Consider the following 14,791-nt stretch of genomic DNA (forward strand, 5'->3'; position numbering starts at 1 on the left):
ACAGAAGTGAGGCTTGCCTTACTTCTTCGCCATGAGGTCTGGACGGGCCCCGGGGAGGTGCCCAGGATGGGGGCACCCGCGCATCGCGGGCCCGTCCCCGGAAGGAATCCTGTGCCTGCTCGTACGATCGCCTGCCACGATGCCGAGGTCCTCCGCATCGAGGACCTCTCCCCGAGCTTCCGCCGCGTCGTCTTCGGCGGCCCGGGCCTCGAACGGTTCGGCATCGACGGGCCTCCCCTGGACCTCCGGATCAAGCTGCTGCTGCCCGCCGCCTCCCTGGCGGACCTCCGCTCCGGCATCGCGCACCGCTATGACCTCCCCGCCCTGCTCGACCGGTCCGAGGACGACGGCGCCTCCTGGTACCGGACCTGGCTGCAGATCGACCCGGCAGAGCGCGGCGCCATGCGCACCTATACCGTCCGCGCCTGGGACGAGGATGCCCGTGAGCTCGTCGTCGACATCGTCCTGCACACCGCGCCGGAGCTCGAGCCCCTCGGCCCCGCGGAGCGCTGGGCCCGAGAGGCCCGGATCGGTGACCGCATCCACATCCTCGGCCCCGACCGCGAGGCGACCGGCCCGAACGGCGGCATCGAGTTCCGTCCCCGCTCCACCGACGACCTGCTGCTGATCGGCGACGAGACCGCCGTCCCCGCCATCGCCTCCATCCTCGAGGCGCTGCCGGCCGACGCCCGGGGACGCGCCCTGCTCGAGGTCCCGCACGCGGCCGATGTCCTCGACCTCACCGCCCCCACCGGCATCGAGGTGCGCTGGCTGGTGCGCGAGGATGCCGCGCAGGGACAGAGGCTCGACGCCGAGGTGCGGGCGCTGCTGCGCCCCGCTGCGGCATCCGCGGAGGTCGCGCTCGAGGAGGTCGACATCGAGCACGGCATCCTGTGGGAGACCCCGGCCGGAGCCGCCGCCGCGGCCGATGCCGTCGCCGGAGAAGGATCAGGGGGTGCGGCGCAGCCGACGCGCACCGCCCTCGCCGAGGCCGGGACGGGCCTCGGCCCGGACTTCTCCGCCTGGATCGCCGGCGAGGCCGGCGCCGTCACCGGGATCCGCCGCTATCTCGTCCAGGAGGTCGGGGTCAACCGCCGCCAGGTCGCCTTCATGGGCTACTGGCGCATCGGCCGCGCGGAGGGCTGAGGCGGGGTCCCCGCCCCCTGACCGGGCCGGACCAGACCCGTCTCGTAGGCGAGCACCACCAGCGCGGGACGGTCCCGCGCTCCGGTGCTCGCCAGGAGCCGGCTCACGTAGGTGCGGGCCGTCGCGGGGCTCAGATGCAGCTGGGCGGCGATCTCGTCGTTCGTCATCCCGAGCCCCACCAGGCGGAGGATCTCCCGCTCCCGCTCGCCCATCCCGTCCAGGGCGGACGGGTCCGCCGCCACGGCTCCGCGAGCCGCGGCCCGCATGACGGTCGCGGTGACGGCGGGGGACAGCAGCGAGTCGCCGTGCGCGACCGTGCGGATCGCCGCCCGCAGGTCCTGCGGCGACACGTCCTTGAGCAGATAGCCGGCCGCCCCCGCCCGCAGCGCGGCATGGACGTGCTCGTCCTCGTCGAACGTGGTGAGGATCAGCACCCGGGAGCCGGCGCATCGGGGATCGGCGAGGATCTCCCGGGTCGCGTCGAGGCCGTCGAGGCCGGGCATCCGCAGATCCATGAGCACCAGGTCCGGCCGCAGCGCCCGCACCTGGGCCGCTCCTGCCCGCCCGTCGGCCGCCTCGCCGACCACCGCGATGTCGCCCTCGTGCTCGGCGAGGGTCCGCAGGCCGGTCCGCACGAGGGCCTGGTCGTCGACGATCACGACCGTGATCGGCCCCGGGACGCGGTATCCCGCGCCGTGCTGCTCCGCGCCGCTCATCGGCCCGCTCCGTCCGCCGGACGCGGGAGCCGCGCCTCGACCACGAAGCCGTCGGGGCCGGGCCGCGCCTCGAGCACGCCGCCGAGCAGTGCGACGCGTTCCCGCATGCCGACGATCCCGGCCCCTGCCCGCCCCTCGTCCGCGCGGGCGGAGGGGCGGCCCGCCCCGTCGTCGCAGATGCGCAGGACCAGGCCCTCGGCGTCGGGGGCCAGCTCGATCAGCACCCGGCTCGCCCGCGCATGGCGCAGCACATTGGTCAGCGACTCCTGCACGAGGCGTCGCACGGTCACGTCCAGCCCTCCGGGAAGCGCCCCGGCCCCCTCGGCGAGCAGCCCGGAGGGTCGGACGGCGATCTGCAGACCCGCTGCCCGGGCATCGTCGACCACCCTCTGGAGCGACGGCGGCTCGGGTCCGGTCTCGGCGGTCCCGCGCAGCACCCGCACGGTGCTGCGCAGCTCCGCCAGGGCGAGGGACGTCGAGGCCCGCACCTGCTCGAGCGCCTCCCGCGTGGCCGGCGGTGCGGCGGAGCCGGACAGCGCGTCCGAGGCCACCCCCGCATGCAGGGACGACACGGCGAGGGCATGCCCGATGCTGTCATGCAGGTCCCGGGCGATCTGCAGCCGCTCCGCACGGACGCGATCCGCCGCCTCCCGCGAGCGCGCCTCGCGCGCCAGACGCACCACGGCACCCAGCGCGATCGCCGCCGCGGCGAGCGCGAGCTCGGAGACGTAGCCGTAGCCCGAGACGACATCGGCCGGATCCGGGACGGCGAGGCGGAAGTAGGAGGCGACCGCGAGCAGGCCCAGCGCCGCTCCCATCGCCCAGCGGGTCCTGCCCTGCTCCGCGGCGGAGAACAGCGCCCCCGTCGCCGGAAGGACCATGCCCAGCGGAGGGAGATCCGCGATGTAGTAGGCGAAGATGCCCGCCACCGTCACGAGCAGGACCGCCACGGGGGCATGCCGGCGCGCCAGCAGCAGCGCGCCCAGCCCCGTGCAGGCCAGCAGCGCCGCGATGACCGCGCCCGTGCTCCGGTGCGGGGATCCGGCGGCGACGACCACGGCGAGCACGAGCGCGAGCGCGAGGCCGAGACCGGCGTCGGCCAGACGCTCGGTGACAGGCGCTGACGCACGCAGAGGAGACATGGGCCCAGCGTAGGGGCGGGCGCGGACGGACGCGATCGCCCCGAGGCGATCGGCCGCTCGCCCGGGAGCGATCGCGGCGACGCCCGGGAGCCGATGCGCCGGCGGGGCGGCGGACGCGAGGCTCGGAGCATGACTCAGCCGCAGACCACCCCTCCCGCCCTTCCATGGGCTCTCATCGCCGGCCTGGCGAGCATGACCCTGCTGTGGCCCCTGACCGCCCTGCTGGGGATGGGCGCCGGTGCGGCGCGCTCCCTCGTGCTCCTGGGCGTGATCGGCCTGACCTGGATCCTGTCCGTGGGCCTCGCGCGCGTGCCCCGTCCCGTCCTGGTGCTCGCCCTCGTCGGCGTGCTCGGCGGCGCGGTCCAGCTCGTGGTCGCCGCCGCGCTGGGCGGCGGACCGCCCTGGTGGGCGCACCTGGTCGCCCTCGGCACCGATGCGCTGTGGGGAGCGATCGCCGGTCTGCTCGCGCTCGGGCTCCAGCGTCTCCTCCCCGCGAGGCGCCGCCCGCGACAGGAGGGCCGATGAGCCTGCGCCGCCTCCCGCGCCGGGCCCTCCTGGGGCGATCCGCGCTGATCCCCGTCGCCGTCCTCGGCGCTGCGACGCTGCCCGGCTGCTCCTCGCTGAGCACGACCGCGGTCACGGACGTGCCCGTCCGGACCCCGCTGCCGATCCCGCCGCTCGCGCCTTCCACGACGGAGCGCGGCGTCCGCCGGATCGCCCTCACGGCTCAGGAGGGCAGCATCCAGCTGCCCGGCATGCCCGGCCCCACCCGCACCTGGGGATTCTCCGGGCCCTTCCTGGGCCCGACCCTGCGGCTGCGCCGCGGCGAGGACGTCGAGATCGCGGTGACGAACCGGCTCCCCGAACCCACGAGCGTGCACTGGCACGGCATGCACCTGCCCGCGGCGATGGACGGCGGTCCCCACCAGAGCATCGCCCCCGGCGCGACCTGGACCCCGCGCTGGCAGGTCGACCAGGAGGCCGCGACCCTCTGGTATCACCCCCATCCGCACGGCGGGACCGAGAGGCATGTGCATCGGGGGCTGGCGGGCCTCGTCCTCCTGGAGGATGACCGCAGCGAGGAGGCGGTCCTGCCCCGCGAGTACGGGGCCGACGACGTGCCGCTGATCATCCAGGACCGCAGCCTCGACGCGGACGGGCAGCTCGTGCTGCGCGACGACGGCGCCGAACCGGGGATGCTGGGCGACACGATCATGGTCAACGGGATGATCGGCGCCTACCTCGAGGTCCGCTCCGCCCTGCTGAGGCTGCGGATCCTGAACGGAGCCACCGCGCGCACCCTCACCCTGGGGCTCGCGGACGGGCGGGCCCTGACGATGATCGCGAGCGACGGCGGACTGCTGGACGAGCCGATCGAGCTGACGAGCCTGCGCCTCGCCCCGGGGGAGCGGGCCGAGGTCCTCCTCGCCCTCGACCCCGGCGAGACCGTGCGCCTGCGCGGCCTGCGCACCGACCTCGGAGCGGTTGCCGTGCCCGCGACCACCGGCGCCCACGACGAGTGCGACATCCTCGAGCTGCGCGCCGCGCCCCGTCTCGAGCCCGCCCCGGAGCCCGTCTGGCAGGCGAGGCAGAGGCGCCTGCCCGACCCTGCGGAGGCCGTCCGCAGCCGAGGCTTCGTCCTCGAGGGCCGCACCATCAACGGGCGGCGGATGGACATGTCCCGCATCGACGAGGTCGTCCACCTCGGCACCACCGAGATCTGGGAGGTCACGAACGGCGAGGCGGTGCCGCACAGCTTCCACGTCCATGACGTGCAGATGCGGCTCCTGGACATCGACGGTGCCGCTCCGCCGCCCGAGCTCGCCGGACCCAAGGACACCTTCTACCTCGAGCCGCGACGCCGTTACCGTCTGGTCCTCCGCTTCGAGCGCTACGCCGATCCGCATATGCCGTACATGCACCACTGCCACATGCTGCTGCACGAGGACGGCGGGATGATGGGCCAGTTCGTGGTGATCGAGCCGGGCCAGGAGCACCTGGTCGCCGCCCCCGGCCCAGGCGCGCACCGCTCCTGAGCGGAGGAACGGGCGCCGGCGTCACCCGTCGACGCGCCAGTCGATGCCGCGGGCGCCCTGCGCCTCCAGCAGGGCGTTGGCCTGGGAGAACGGGCGCGAGCCGAAGAAGCCGCGCGAGGCGGACAGCGGGCTGGGATGCGGGCTCGAGATGTACGGGACCTGCCCCAGCATCGGCACCAGCGACTGGGCGTCGCGGCCCCACAGGATCGCCACGAGCGGCCCTCCGCGCGCGACGAGCGCACGGATCGCGCGTTCGGTGACCTCCTCCCAGCCCCGCCGCCGATGCGATCCGGCCTGCCCCGGCTGCACCGTGAGCACCCTGTTCAGCAGCAGCACGCCCTGGTCCTGCCAGCGGCTCAGATCGCCGTGCGCCGCGGGGGCGATCCCCAGGTCCGCCTGCATCTCCTGGTAGATGTTGGCGAGGCTGCGCGGCAGCGGGCGGACATCGGCCGAGGTCGCGAAGGACAGCCCGATCGCATGCCCGGGCGTCGGGTACGGATCCTGTCCGACGATGAGCACGCGCACCTCGGACATCGGCCGGGTGAAGGCGCGCAGCACGTTCGCCCCTGCGGGCAGGTAGCCCCGGCCGGCTGCGGCCTCGGCGCGCAGGAAGTCTCCGATCCCGTGGATCCGCTCCTCGACGGGGGAGAGGGCTTCGGCCCAGTCGGCCGCGATCGTCTGCGCGAGAGGGAGAGGCATGGCGCAAGTCTCCCACGGAGAGCCTCACCGGCGCGTCGCCGCAGGCGAGCGCGAGTGCGCGCCTACGCTGGAGCCATGTCCGCCTCCACCGCCCCGCACGTCGACGCCGAGCCCCCCGCCCGGGGCCCTGCGCGGCTGAGCGAGCGCGATCGGCGGATCCTCGCCCTCGAGGCCCGCACCTACCGGTACGTGGGGGCGAAGGAGCGGCGCATCCGGGAGGAGCTCGGCATGACGCCGACCGCGTACTTCGTCCGGCTCAACGCCCTGCTCTCGGACCCCGCGGCGCTCGCCGAGGCGCCCGCGCTCGTGAACCGGCTGCGCTCCCTGCGGACCCGTGACCGCGAGGAGCGGCCCGGCCTGCCGGGCCCTGCGCACGCCGCCTGAGCCCTCCCGCGGGCCCCGGCCCGAGGCGAGCTTCGTCTCCCGGATGCTCTCCGGGGGCGTGTGCTCATCGCCGCGAACAGGTGCAGCGGGTTTAATGGGGCCGTGGCTGATTCCGAGTACCCCTACCCACCGGACGAGTTCGACCGGGAGGCGGCGACGGCGTCCCTCTACGGGGCGCATCGCGCCGAGCACCCGTTCTGGCGGCAGAACCTCGTCTATCTGATCGTCATCGCCGCAGCCTTCCTCGTGCTGCTGGTGCTGCTGTTCTCGATCGTCGGCATGGGCAGGGACGGCGGCGGCGATCGGGCCGATGCGCCCACCACGACCGCCGCGGCCACGGAGACGACCCCGCCGGCGGAGGAGAGCTCGAGCGCCGCGGAGGAGCCCGCCGCCGAACCCGATCGCGCGCGCCCCGTCGTGGTCATCAACGCCGGCGGCATCAACGGCATGGCCGGCGCCTGGCGCGACACCCTCGAGGGCGCGGGATGGACCTCCGTCGATGTGGCGACCGCGGACAGCCAGCAGGAGGAGGCCGTCGTCTTCTACCGCGACGAGGCCGATGCCGCGACCGCGCAGGCGCTCGCGCAGGAGGTCGGCGCGGGCGAGGCCCGCCAGAGCGACGAGTACGACAACGCCATCACCTTCGTCGCCGTGACGGAGCCCGGCTCCGGCGAGGACGGATGAGCTGCTGACCCCTCCCGGGCCCCGGCGGGCCCGGAGCCGATGCGCGCCCCGGCTTCCGAGCCGGGGCGCGCTGTTGTCCCGGGCGCGCGCCGTCCGCCCCGGGCGCAATTCTCACCGGGGGTTAGCACTCACAGGCCCCGAGTGCTTATGATGATCTGGCACTCGTCGGTCGCGAGTGACAGGCGCCCCGGCGTCCTGGCGCAGCGACCCGACGGCTGAGCATTCCGGCCCCGTGAGGAGTCCGGCGCGTCGTGACAGGAACGGCGCGCGGGTCGCCGTCCGTCGCGGGCACTGGGCCGGGTGGACACCACAGACACGGGAGAGATTCCACAATGGCCAAGCTCATCGCTTACGACGAGGAGGCCCGTCGCGGCCTCGAGCGGGGTATGAACCAGCTCGCCGACGCCGTCAAGGTCACCCTCGGCCCCAAGGGCCGCAACGTCGTCCTCGAGAAGTCCTGGGGCGCCCCCACGATCACCAACGACGGCGTGTCCATCGCCAAGGAGATCGAGCTCGACGACCCGTACGAGAAGATCGGTGCGGAGCTCGTCAAGGAGGTCGCCAAGAAGACCGACGACATCGCGGGCGACGGCACCACCACCGCCACCGTGCTGGCCCAGGCCCTGGTCAAGGAGGGCCTGCGCAACGTCGCCGCCGGCGCCAACCCGATCGCGCTCAAGCGCGGCATCGACAAGGCCGTGGCCGCGGTCTCCGAGACCCTGCTCGCGCAGGCCAAGGAGATCGAGACCAAGGAGCAGATCGCGAACACCGCCGCCATCTCCGCGGCCGACCCGGCGATCGGCGAGCTCATCGCCGAGGCGCTCGACAAGGTCGGCAAGGAGGGCGTGATCACGGTCGAGGAGTCCAACACCATGGGCCTCGAGCTGGAGCTCACCGAGGGCATGCGTTTCGACAAGGGCTTCACCTCGCCGTACTTCGTGACGGATGCGGAGCGCCAGGAGGCGGTCCTCGAGGACCCGTACATCCTCCTGATGAACTCCAAGATCTCCTCGGTCAAGGATCTGCTGCCGCTGCTGGAGAAGGTCATCCAGGCCGGCAAGCCGCTCGCGATCATCGCCGAGGACGTCGAGGGCGAGGCCCTCGCGGTCCTCGTCGTCAACAAGCTCAAGGGCTCCTTCAAGTCCGTGGCCGTCAAGGCCCCCGGCTTCGGCGACCGTCGCAAGGCGATGCTCGAGGACATGGCGATCCTCACCGGCGGTCAGGTCATCTCCGAGGAGGTCGGCCTCAAGCTCGAGACCGCGGGCCTCGAGCTGCTGGGCCAGGCGCGCAAGGTCGTCGTCACCAAGGACGAGACCACCATCGTCGAGGGCTCCGGCGACGCCGAGCGCATCGCCGGTCGCGTCAAGCAGATCCGCGCGGAGATCGAGAACTCCGACTCGGACTACGACCGCGAGAAGCTCCAGGAGCGTCTGGCGAAGCTGGCCGGCGGCGTGGCCGTCATCAAGGCCGGCGCCGCGACCGAGGTCGAGCTCAAGGAGCGCAAGCACCGCATCGAGGACGCCGTGCGCAACGCCAAGGCGGCCGTCGAGGAGGGCATCGTCGCCGGCGGCGGCGTGGCTCTGCTCCAGGCCGGTGCGGACACCTTCGGCTCCCTCTCGCTCGAGGGCGACGAGGCGACCGGCGCGAACATCGTCAAGGTCGCCATCGAGGCTCCTCTCAAGCAGATCGCCGTCAACGCCGGCCTCGAGGGCGGCGTCGTCGCGGAGAAGGTCAAGGGCCTGCCGATCGGCCAGGGCCTCAACGCCGCGACCGGCGTGTACGAGGACCTGCTCGCCGCGGGCGTCCTGGACCCGGTCAAGGTCACCCGCTCCGCGCTGCTGAACGCCGCGTCCATCGCGGGCCTGTTCCTGACCACCGAGGCCGTCGTGGCCGACAAGCCGGAGCCCAAGGCCCCGGCCGGCGGCGGCGACGACATGGGCGGCATGGGCGGAATGGGCGGCATGATGTGATCCAGCCTCACGGCTGATCGCGCTCCCCGCGCACACCGGACGGTCCCGATCCTCGTCAGAGGGTCGGGACCGTCCGTGTCTGCGGGGGCATGCGACGTGGATGCCGGAGTCGGGGTCGGAATCCGGTATGTGTGTCGCTGGGTCTCCCGGGCCGTGTGTGCTCGGACGTGCCGTGCGACGTGGGCGCCGGAATCAGGGCCGGAATCCGGCGCGTGTGTCGCAGGGACCGGGCGAGGAGAGCGGGGGCCGGCGAGGACGGGGCGCTCATCCCGTCCAGCCGCGGGCCGTGAGGGCATCGCGGGTGCGACGGACCGCGCGGCGGCATCCTGAGGCCGCATCGCGTGCGGCGAACCGCAGCTCCTCCCAGCCGGCGGCCCCGACGCGCAGCGCACGGTCGATATCGCGCTCCACCTGCTTCGGCTCCGCATGGGTGCGGCCGTCGTACTCGCCGCAGACTCTCCACGCGGGCCACTGGAAGTCCGGAGAGTGCAGGATCTCCCCGTCGATGCCGATGAGAGGCTGGTTCAAGACCGGCTCCGGGAGCCCTGCCGCGAGGAAGGCCCGTCGCAGACGCGTCTCCATCGGGGAGTCGGCGCCGATCCGGACCTCCTCCCATGCGGCGAGGAGCCGTGCCCCGTCCCGGCCCGTGCACTGCTCGCGGAGCTCCGGGGGCGTCGACCACGGGCTGCTCCGGCCCTCGAGTCCGGGACGGGGCACCCGCACCAGGTGATCGCCGAAGCTCACCAGCTCCGCGTGCGAGAGGTCCCCTGCGAGGTCCCGCCAGGTGCGCGCCGGGCTCGTGACGGGGATGGACGTCGCGGGAGCCGGAGGGCGGTGGATCCATCGGGCCGAGGCCGGCAGCACCCTCGCGTGGTAGCGCACGATCTGGTCCGAGCGACGACGACGGCCGGGCGTCGGAGCCACCAGGTGCACGGGCGTCCCCATCCGCCATGTCTCGAGACGGGTGGGGAGCGGAGCGTCGATCAGCCGGGCGACGCTCGCTCCCATCAGCACCAGATCCGGGTCCTCGCGGACCAGCGCGGCCGCGATGTCGAGGTCGGTGATCGTTCCGTCGCTGCGCGCGTAGAGGCCCTCGCGGAGCCGGGACAGATCGCCGCGCCGGAGACGATGGGGCGGAACGCCTGCGGCGAGCAGCTCCGTGCGGGTCAGCACGGGCCAGAGGAGCTCCTCCGGGAGCGGTGCGGGTCGACGGGGCACGACCCCATGCTCACCCCTGCCGGGATCGAAGCCCGGAGTTATCCACATCGTGCAGGTCAGCCCGAGATCCCGGGTCCGATGGCGCCGCGGGCGCGGGACGCGGGGGATGTGCCCGGGGGATGTGCGACGTGGGGGTCGGAATCGGGGTCGGATTCCGGCGCGTGCGTCGCAGGGTCTAGCGGCGTGCTCGGGGGCGGGGGTGTTGTGTGACGTGGGGGTCGGAATCGGGGTCGGATTCCGGCGCGTGCGTCGCAGGGGCAGGGACCGAAGCGGGGGATAGGGGGACGCGGGATGGGGGAGAGGCGCGGGAGTCGGACGAATCGGGCAGAGGGGGTCGGCGCGGGAAGAGATCGGACGTATGCTCGCGGGCATGTTCTCGAACCTCTCCGCCGGTGCCCTCGGCCTCTCCCTGGACCATCCCACTGCCGTCGACCTCGCCGTGAAGCACGGCTTCGGCGGTGTGGACCCGGACCTCGCCCACTTCGCCTCCCTCGGCGGCGACGCCGCGATCGCCGAGCATGCCGCCGCCGTCCGCGAGAAGGGCCTCGCCTGGGGCATCGCCGGGCTTCCCGTGCCGCTGGACGGCCCGGCGGAGGCCTTCCGCACCGCGCTCGTCGAGCTGCCCGCGACCCTCGCCCTCGCCCGCGCCGCCGGCGTGGACCGGATGGGCACCTGGGTTCGTCCGATGCATGAGGACCTCGACCATCGCCAGAACTGGCGCCTGCACCTGTCTCGTCTGTCCATCGTCGCGGAGCTCCTGGCCGATGCCGGGATCCGCCTGGGCCTGGAGTACATCGGCCCCAAGACGTTCTGGTCCACCGAGCGCTTCCCCTTCATCCACGGGATCCGGGAGGCGCGCGAGCTGATCGCGGAGTCCGGGGCGAGCAACGTGGGCCTGATCCTGGACAGCTACCACTGGTACACCGCGGGGGAGAGCGCCGACGACCTCGCCGGGCTCACCGATGCGGACATCGTCTCCGTGGACATCAACGACGCCCGCTCCGACCGCGAGCGTGATGAGCAGCAGGACCTCGACCGGCGCCTTCCCTACGCCACCGGGGTCATCGACCTGGAGGGCTTCGCGGACGCGATCGCGGCGGCCGGCTACACCGGCCCGGTCAAGGTCGAGCCGTTCATGAAGGAGCTCGCCGAGAAGCCCGTCGACGACGTCCTCGCCGACGTGTCCGAGCGCATCGGACGGTTCACCGTCTGATCGGGCGCGCGGTCGCCGGGACGGCAGGGGCGCGCGTTCTGAGGTGGGGGCGCGCGGTCGATCGGGCAGAAGATACCGTCTGATCGGGCGCGCGTCGCAGTCCCCGTCGTGCGGGCGGGCGGGACAGGATGGGAGCATGATCCTCCGCACCCCCGACCATCCGTCCCTGCATGTGCTCACCCAGAACATCCGCTACGCGAGCGTGGACACGCGCCCCGGCGAAGCCGACCACTGGGGGGACCGCGCGCCCGTGCTCGCGGATCTGCTCTCCCGTGCCGACCCGGATGTGCTGGGCACCCAGGAGGTGCTCGCGCAGCAGATCCCCGTGCTCGACGCCGCGCTCGGGGCGACGCACGCGCGGCTCGGCATCGGCCGCGAGGGCGGCGGGCGCGGCGAGCACAACCTCCTCTACCTGCGGCGCGACCGTTTCGAGATCCTCGACTGGGACCAGATCTGGATCTCCGAGCAGCCCCGCCTGGAGGGGTCCACGGGCTGGGACGCCCACTGCCCGCGCGTGCTGGTCTGGGCGCGCGTGCGCGACCGCGTCGCCGAGGCCGAGCTCATCCTCGCCGTCACCCACATCGACCACGCCGGGCAGGCGGCCCGCGAGGAGGGGTCACGGCTCATCGCGCGCACCCTGCTCGAGGCCGCCGACGGCGCGCCGATCGTCCTGGTCGGCGACTTCAACGCGACCGGCGGGGACAGCATCCCGTGGAGGGTCCTCACCGAGGCCGGGCTCGCCGATGCCCACGACGCCGCCGACCGGATCGAGGGCGAGGACGTGGGCACCTTCCCCGACTACGGGCCCGCGGTCGCCGGCGGGGAGAGGATCGACTGGATCCTCACGCGGGGCCTCGCGGTGGAGGCCTATGCGGCGCACGCCCACCGGGTCGACGGTCGCGCCCCCAGCGACCACGTCGCCGTCGGTGCGATCCTCCGGCCCGCCGCGTCCTGACCGGAGGCCGCAAGGTCGCGCCGCCTCATGCGGGCAGCCCCCAGGCGTCCGCGAGGAGCTCGAGGGAGCGCAGGCGGTCGGCGGGATCGAAGTGGTAGCCGGTGAGGATGAGCTCGTCGGCCCCGGTGCTCGCGACGATCGCCTCGAGCTGGGCGACCACGCTCTCCGGCGAGCCGACGGCCCGGACCGCCAGGGTCGAGTCGACCTGGTCGAGCAGATGCATGGGCGCGATCTCCGCGGCCGGGCGGGGCGGCTGCAGCTTCGCACGCTGCCCGGTCATGACGCCGAGGAACATCTGCTGCAGGGTCGAGTACTGGCGCCGTGCCTCCTCATCGGTCTCGGCGACGACGACGTTCACCCCGACCATCGTGTGCGGGACCTCGACCTGCGCGGTGTCCGCGGCGGCGTCGAACTCGCGGCGGTACACCTCCAGCGCCTGCAGATGCTGGAAGGGCGCGAAGTGCGAGGCGACCGCGAAGGGCAGGCCGAGCTGGGCGGCGAGGCTCGCCCCGTTCACGGTCGAGCCGAGGATCCACATCGGCACCTCGGTGCCCTCCGCGACGGGCGCCGCGACCCGCAGTCCCGCGGCCTGCTCGGTCCGCGACCAGTCGCGCATCTGGGCGACGGCGGCCAGGAAGGCGCTCGGCTCCGCGGAGGTGCGGGCCAGCAGCTGCGCCGTGATCTGATCGGTGCCCGGCGCGCGCCCCAGGCCCAGGTCGATGCGGTCCCCGTGGAACTGCACCAGGGTCCCGAACTGCTCGATCACCGACAGCGGCGCATGGTTGGGCAGCATGATCCCGCCGGATCCGACGCGGATGCGATGCGTGAGCGAGGCGGCTCGGTCGATGAGCAGGCTCGTCGCGCTCGAGGCGAGGGAGACGGTGTTGTGGTGCTCGGCGAACCAGTACCGGGCGAAGCCGAGCCGGTCCGCGGCCCGGGCGCCGTCCATCGACGCGGCGATCGCCTGCGGCGTGGTCATGCCCTCGGAGATCGGGACGAGGTCGAGCACGGACAGCGGGACATGTGGCGTGGTCATCCTCCGACGCTACGCGCGCCCGCGCCCCGATGGGGGCGCGAGGGAGGTGGCGGTTCCCACGGCCGCTGCGGGAATCAGCGCGGGGGGCGGCTCGTGTCGCGGTCGTCCCCGTGGATCGGGATGTGCGCCGCGGGGATGTCCTCGTAGGAGGCGGGATCGGAGATCGGCTCCAGATGCGTGAGCACCCGCAGATCCGGAAGCGCCGCCTCGAGCTCCTCGATCAGCTCCTCGACGTAGTCGTGGCCCCGCTTGACGCTCCAGTCGTCGGGCACGAGCACGTCCACGTTCATGAAGCGCTCACGGCCCGCCTCCCGGGTCTGCAGCCCGTGGAAGGCGACCATGCCGGCCGCACCGCGGCTGGCGGACTCCGCCACCCGGCGGCGCAGGATGGCCGTGATCACGGCGTTGTCCTCCTCGGGCAGGGCCTTGTCCAGCAGCCCGGAGACCGACTCGCTCACGAGGCCCACCCCGGTGACGATGATGTTCACGCCGACGGCGAAGGCGACCACGGCGTCCAGCCGGTCCCAGCCGGTGAGCGCGACCAGGCCGACGCCCACCAGCACGCCGATCGAGGTCCACACATCGGTCAGCAGATGCTTCCCGTCGGCGCGCAGCGTGATTGAGCGGTAGCGGCGCCCGGCGCGGATCAGGACGACGGCCATGGCTCCGTTGAGCACCGAGGCGACGACCGATACGAGCAGGCCCACGCCCACGTTCTCGAGCGGCCGCGGGTTCACGAAGCGCTCGGCCGCGGTGACGATGATCACCGCGGCGGCCACGAAGATCATCGCGCCCTCGACCGCGGCGGAGAAGTACTCCGCCTTCGCCCGCCCGTACAGGTAGCGCTGCGTCGCCCCCTGGGCCGCGATCTTGAGCGCGATCAGGGCGACCACGGCGGCGACGAGGTTCACCGTCGACTCGGCCGCATCGGACAGGAGGCCCACCGAGCCGGTCATCGCCCAGGCGCCCGTCTTCAGCGCGATCGTCGCGATCGCGGTGGCGATCGACAGCCATGCGAAGCGGGTCAGGTCGACCGGGCGTTCGGGGACGCTCGCCGGCGGAGTGCTCATCGGTGCCTCTCTGCGCACCGCGGGCCGGATGCGCCGGACCAGCGTACCGGCGCGATCCCCGCGGGGACCCGCGACTGAGGCCGACCGCACGCGACGCCGCCACCGGCCCGCCCCGCCGTTCCGCCCCGGCCCCGCCGATCCGCAGGGTCAGGTGGGCGGATCCGGTTCACAGGCGTGACGTTCTGAACCGGATCCGCCCACCCGTCCGCGGCGTGAGGGAGAGAGGGCGGCGCGAGGGACGGTGTGCGGACGGGGCGGGGGAGCGAGGGCGGCGGAGGATCAGCGCCCGCGGCGCCCCGAGGAGAAGGAGGCCAGCCCGTGGGAGCCGCCGGCACCGGGGGTGCTCGTCGAGTAGCTGGTGGTCCCCCGGCCCGAGCCCGAGCGGGACCCGCCGGAGCGGCCGCCGCCCTGGCCGCGGCCGCCTGCCGCGCCGCCCTCTCTCCCTCACGCCGCGGACGGGTGGGCGGATCCGGTTCAGAACGTCACGCCTGTGAACCGGATCCGCCCACCTGACCCTGCGGA

14 protein-coding genes are annotated in these 14,791 nt (G+C 73.6%); 8 read left to right on the forward strand and 6 right to left on the reverse strand.

All coding sequences use genetic code 11. The annotated features are described in order from the left end of the window. Window positions 1-111 precede the first annotated feature (111 nt). Window positions 112-1,146, forward strand: coding sequence for a siderophore-interacting protein (locus ACFFF6_RS14370; protein WP_376981904.1), 1,035 nt, complete (start codon window positions 112-114; stop codon window positions 1,144-1,146). On the opposite strand, the gene ACFFF6_RS14375 is transcribed toward ACFFF6_RS14370, so the two are convergent. Both ACFFF6_RS14375 and ACFFF6_RS14380 read right to left on the reverse strand, forming a co-directional pair. Further along, window positions 1,116-1,862, reverse strand: coding sequence for a response regulator (locus tag ACFFF6_RS14375; RefSeq protein ID WP_376981906.1), 747 nt, complete (start codon window positions 1,860-1,862; stop codon window positions 1,116-1,118). The two genes, ACFFF6_RS14370 and ACFFF6_RS14375, sit on opposite strands and share 31 nt — an antisense overlap. Beyond that, complete coding sequence (locus ACFFF6_RS14380; protein ID WP_376981908.1) at window positions 1,859-3,004, reverse strand: sensor histidine kinase; 1,146 nt, start codon at window positions 3,002-3,004, stop codon at window positions 1,859-1,861. Before ACFFF6_RS14380 ends, ACFFF6_RS14375 begins: the two co-directional genes overlap by 4 nt. 129 nt (window positions 3,005-3,133) lie before the next feature. On the opposite strand from ACFFF6_RS14380, the gene ACFFF6_RS14385 reads away from it, so the two are divergent. Both ACFFF6_RS14385 and ACFFF6_RS14390 read left to right on the forward strand, forming a co-directional pair. Then, complete coding sequence (locus ACFFF6_RS14385) at window positions 3,134-3,529, forward strand: hypothetical protein (RefSeq protein WP_376981910.1); 396 nt, start codon at window positions 3,134-3,136, stop codon at window positions 3,527-3,529. Next, window positions 3,526-5,040 carry a multicopper oxidase family protein gene (locus tag ACFFF6_RS14390; RefSeq protein WP_376981912.1) on the forward strand — a complete coding sequence of 505 codons (1,515 nt, stop codon included), beginning with the start codon at window positions 3,526-3,528 and terminating at the stop codon, window positions 5,038-5,040. The genes ACFFF6_RS14385 and ACFFF6_RS14390 overlap by 4 nt, the downstream gene beginning before the upstream one ends. Window positions 5,041-5,061: 21 nt before the next feature. On the opposite strand, the gene ACFFF6_RS14395 is transcribed toward ACFFF6_RS14390, so the two are convergent. After that, window positions 5,062-5,739, reverse strand: coding sequence for a uracil-DNA glycosylase (locus tag ACFFF6_RS14395; protein ID WP_376981914.1), 678 nt, complete (start codon window positions 5,737-5,739; stop codon window positions 5,062-5,064). Between the two features lie 75 nt (window positions 5,740-5,814). Between ACFFF6_RS14395 and ACFFF6_RS14400 the strand changes: the two genes are divergently transcribed. The 3 genes from ACFFF6_RS14400 (at window position 5,815) to groL (ending at window position 8,777) form a co-directional block, all read left to right on the forward strand. Next, a complete protein-coding gene (locus ACFFF6_RS14400; RefSeq protein WP_376981916.1) occupies window positions 5,815-6,123 on the forward strand; it encodes a DUF3263 domain-containing protein in 309 nt (102 codons plus the stop codon). A gap of 102 nt (window positions 6,124-6,225) precedes the next feature. Further along, a complete protein-coding gene (locus ACFFF6_RS14405) occupies window positions 6,226-6,807 on the forward strand; it encodes a LytR C-terminal domain-containing protein (RefSeq protein WP_376981918.1) in 582 nt (193 codons plus the stop codon). A gap of 332 nt (window positions 6,808-7,139) precedes the next feature. Then, window positions 7,140-8,777: a chaperonin GroEL gene (groL, locus tag ACFFF6_RS14410; protein ID WP_376981920.1), complete on the forward strand. Its 1,638-nt coding sequence runs from the start codon at window positions 7,140-7,142 to the stop codon at window positions 8,775-8,777. A gap of 264 nt (window positions 8,778-9,041) precedes the next feature. On the opposite strand, the gene ACFFF6_RS14415 is transcribed toward groL, so the two are convergent. Beyond that, window positions 9,042-9,995, reverse strand: a complete 954-nt coding sequence (locus ACFFF6_RS14415) for a putative endonuclease domain-containing protein (protein ID WP_376981922.1) — start codon at window positions 9,993-9,995, stop codon at window positions 9,042-9,044. A 370-nt stretch (window positions 9,996-10,365) separates the two neighbouring features. Between ACFFF6_RS14415 and ACFFF6_RS14420 the strand changes: the two genes are divergently transcribed. Then, window positions 10,366-11,208 carry a sugar phosphate isomerase/epimerase family protein gene (locus tag ACFFF6_RS14420; RefSeq protein ID WP_376981924.1) on the forward strand — a complete coding sequence of 281 codons (843 nt, stop codon included), beginning with the start codon at window positions 10,366-10,368 and terminating at the stop codon, window positions 11,206-11,208. Window positions 11,209-11,344: 136 nt separating this feature from the next. Next, on the forward strand, window positions 11,345-12,163 hold the full coding sequence (locus ACFFF6_RS14425) for an endonuclease/exonuclease/phosphatase family protein (RefSeq protein WP_376981926.1): 819 nt from the start codon (window positions 11,345-11,347) through the stop codon (window positions 12,161-12,163). Window positions 12,164-12,188: 25 nt separating this feature from the next. Here ACFFF6_RS14425 and ACFFF6_RS14430 read toward each other — a convergent pair whose 3' ends face one another. Both ACFFF6_RS14430 and ACFFF6_RS14435 read right to left on the reverse strand, forming a co-directional pair. After that, on the reverse strand, window positions 12,189-13,199 hold the full coding sequence (locus tag ACFFF6_RS14430; RefSeq protein WP_376981928.1) for an LLM class flavin-dependent oxidoreductase: 1,011 nt from the start codon (window positions 13,197-13,199) through the stop codon (window positions 12,189-12,191). A gap of 74 nt (window positions 13,200-13,273) precedes the next feature. After that, on the reverse strand, window positions 13,274-14,269 hold the full coding sequence (locus tag ACFFF6_RS14435) for a cation diffusion facilitator family transporter (RefSeq protein WP_376981930.1): 996 nt from the start codon (window positions 14,267-14,269) through the stop codon (window positions 13,274-13,276). Window positions 14,270-14,791: the final 522 nt, after the last annotated feature.

This window comes from Brachybacterium hainanense (genome assembly GCF_042434575.1).
Classification (GTDB): domain Bacteria; phylum Actinomycetota; class Actinomycetes; order Actinomycetales; family Dermabacteraceae; genus Brachybacterium; species Brachybacterium hainanense.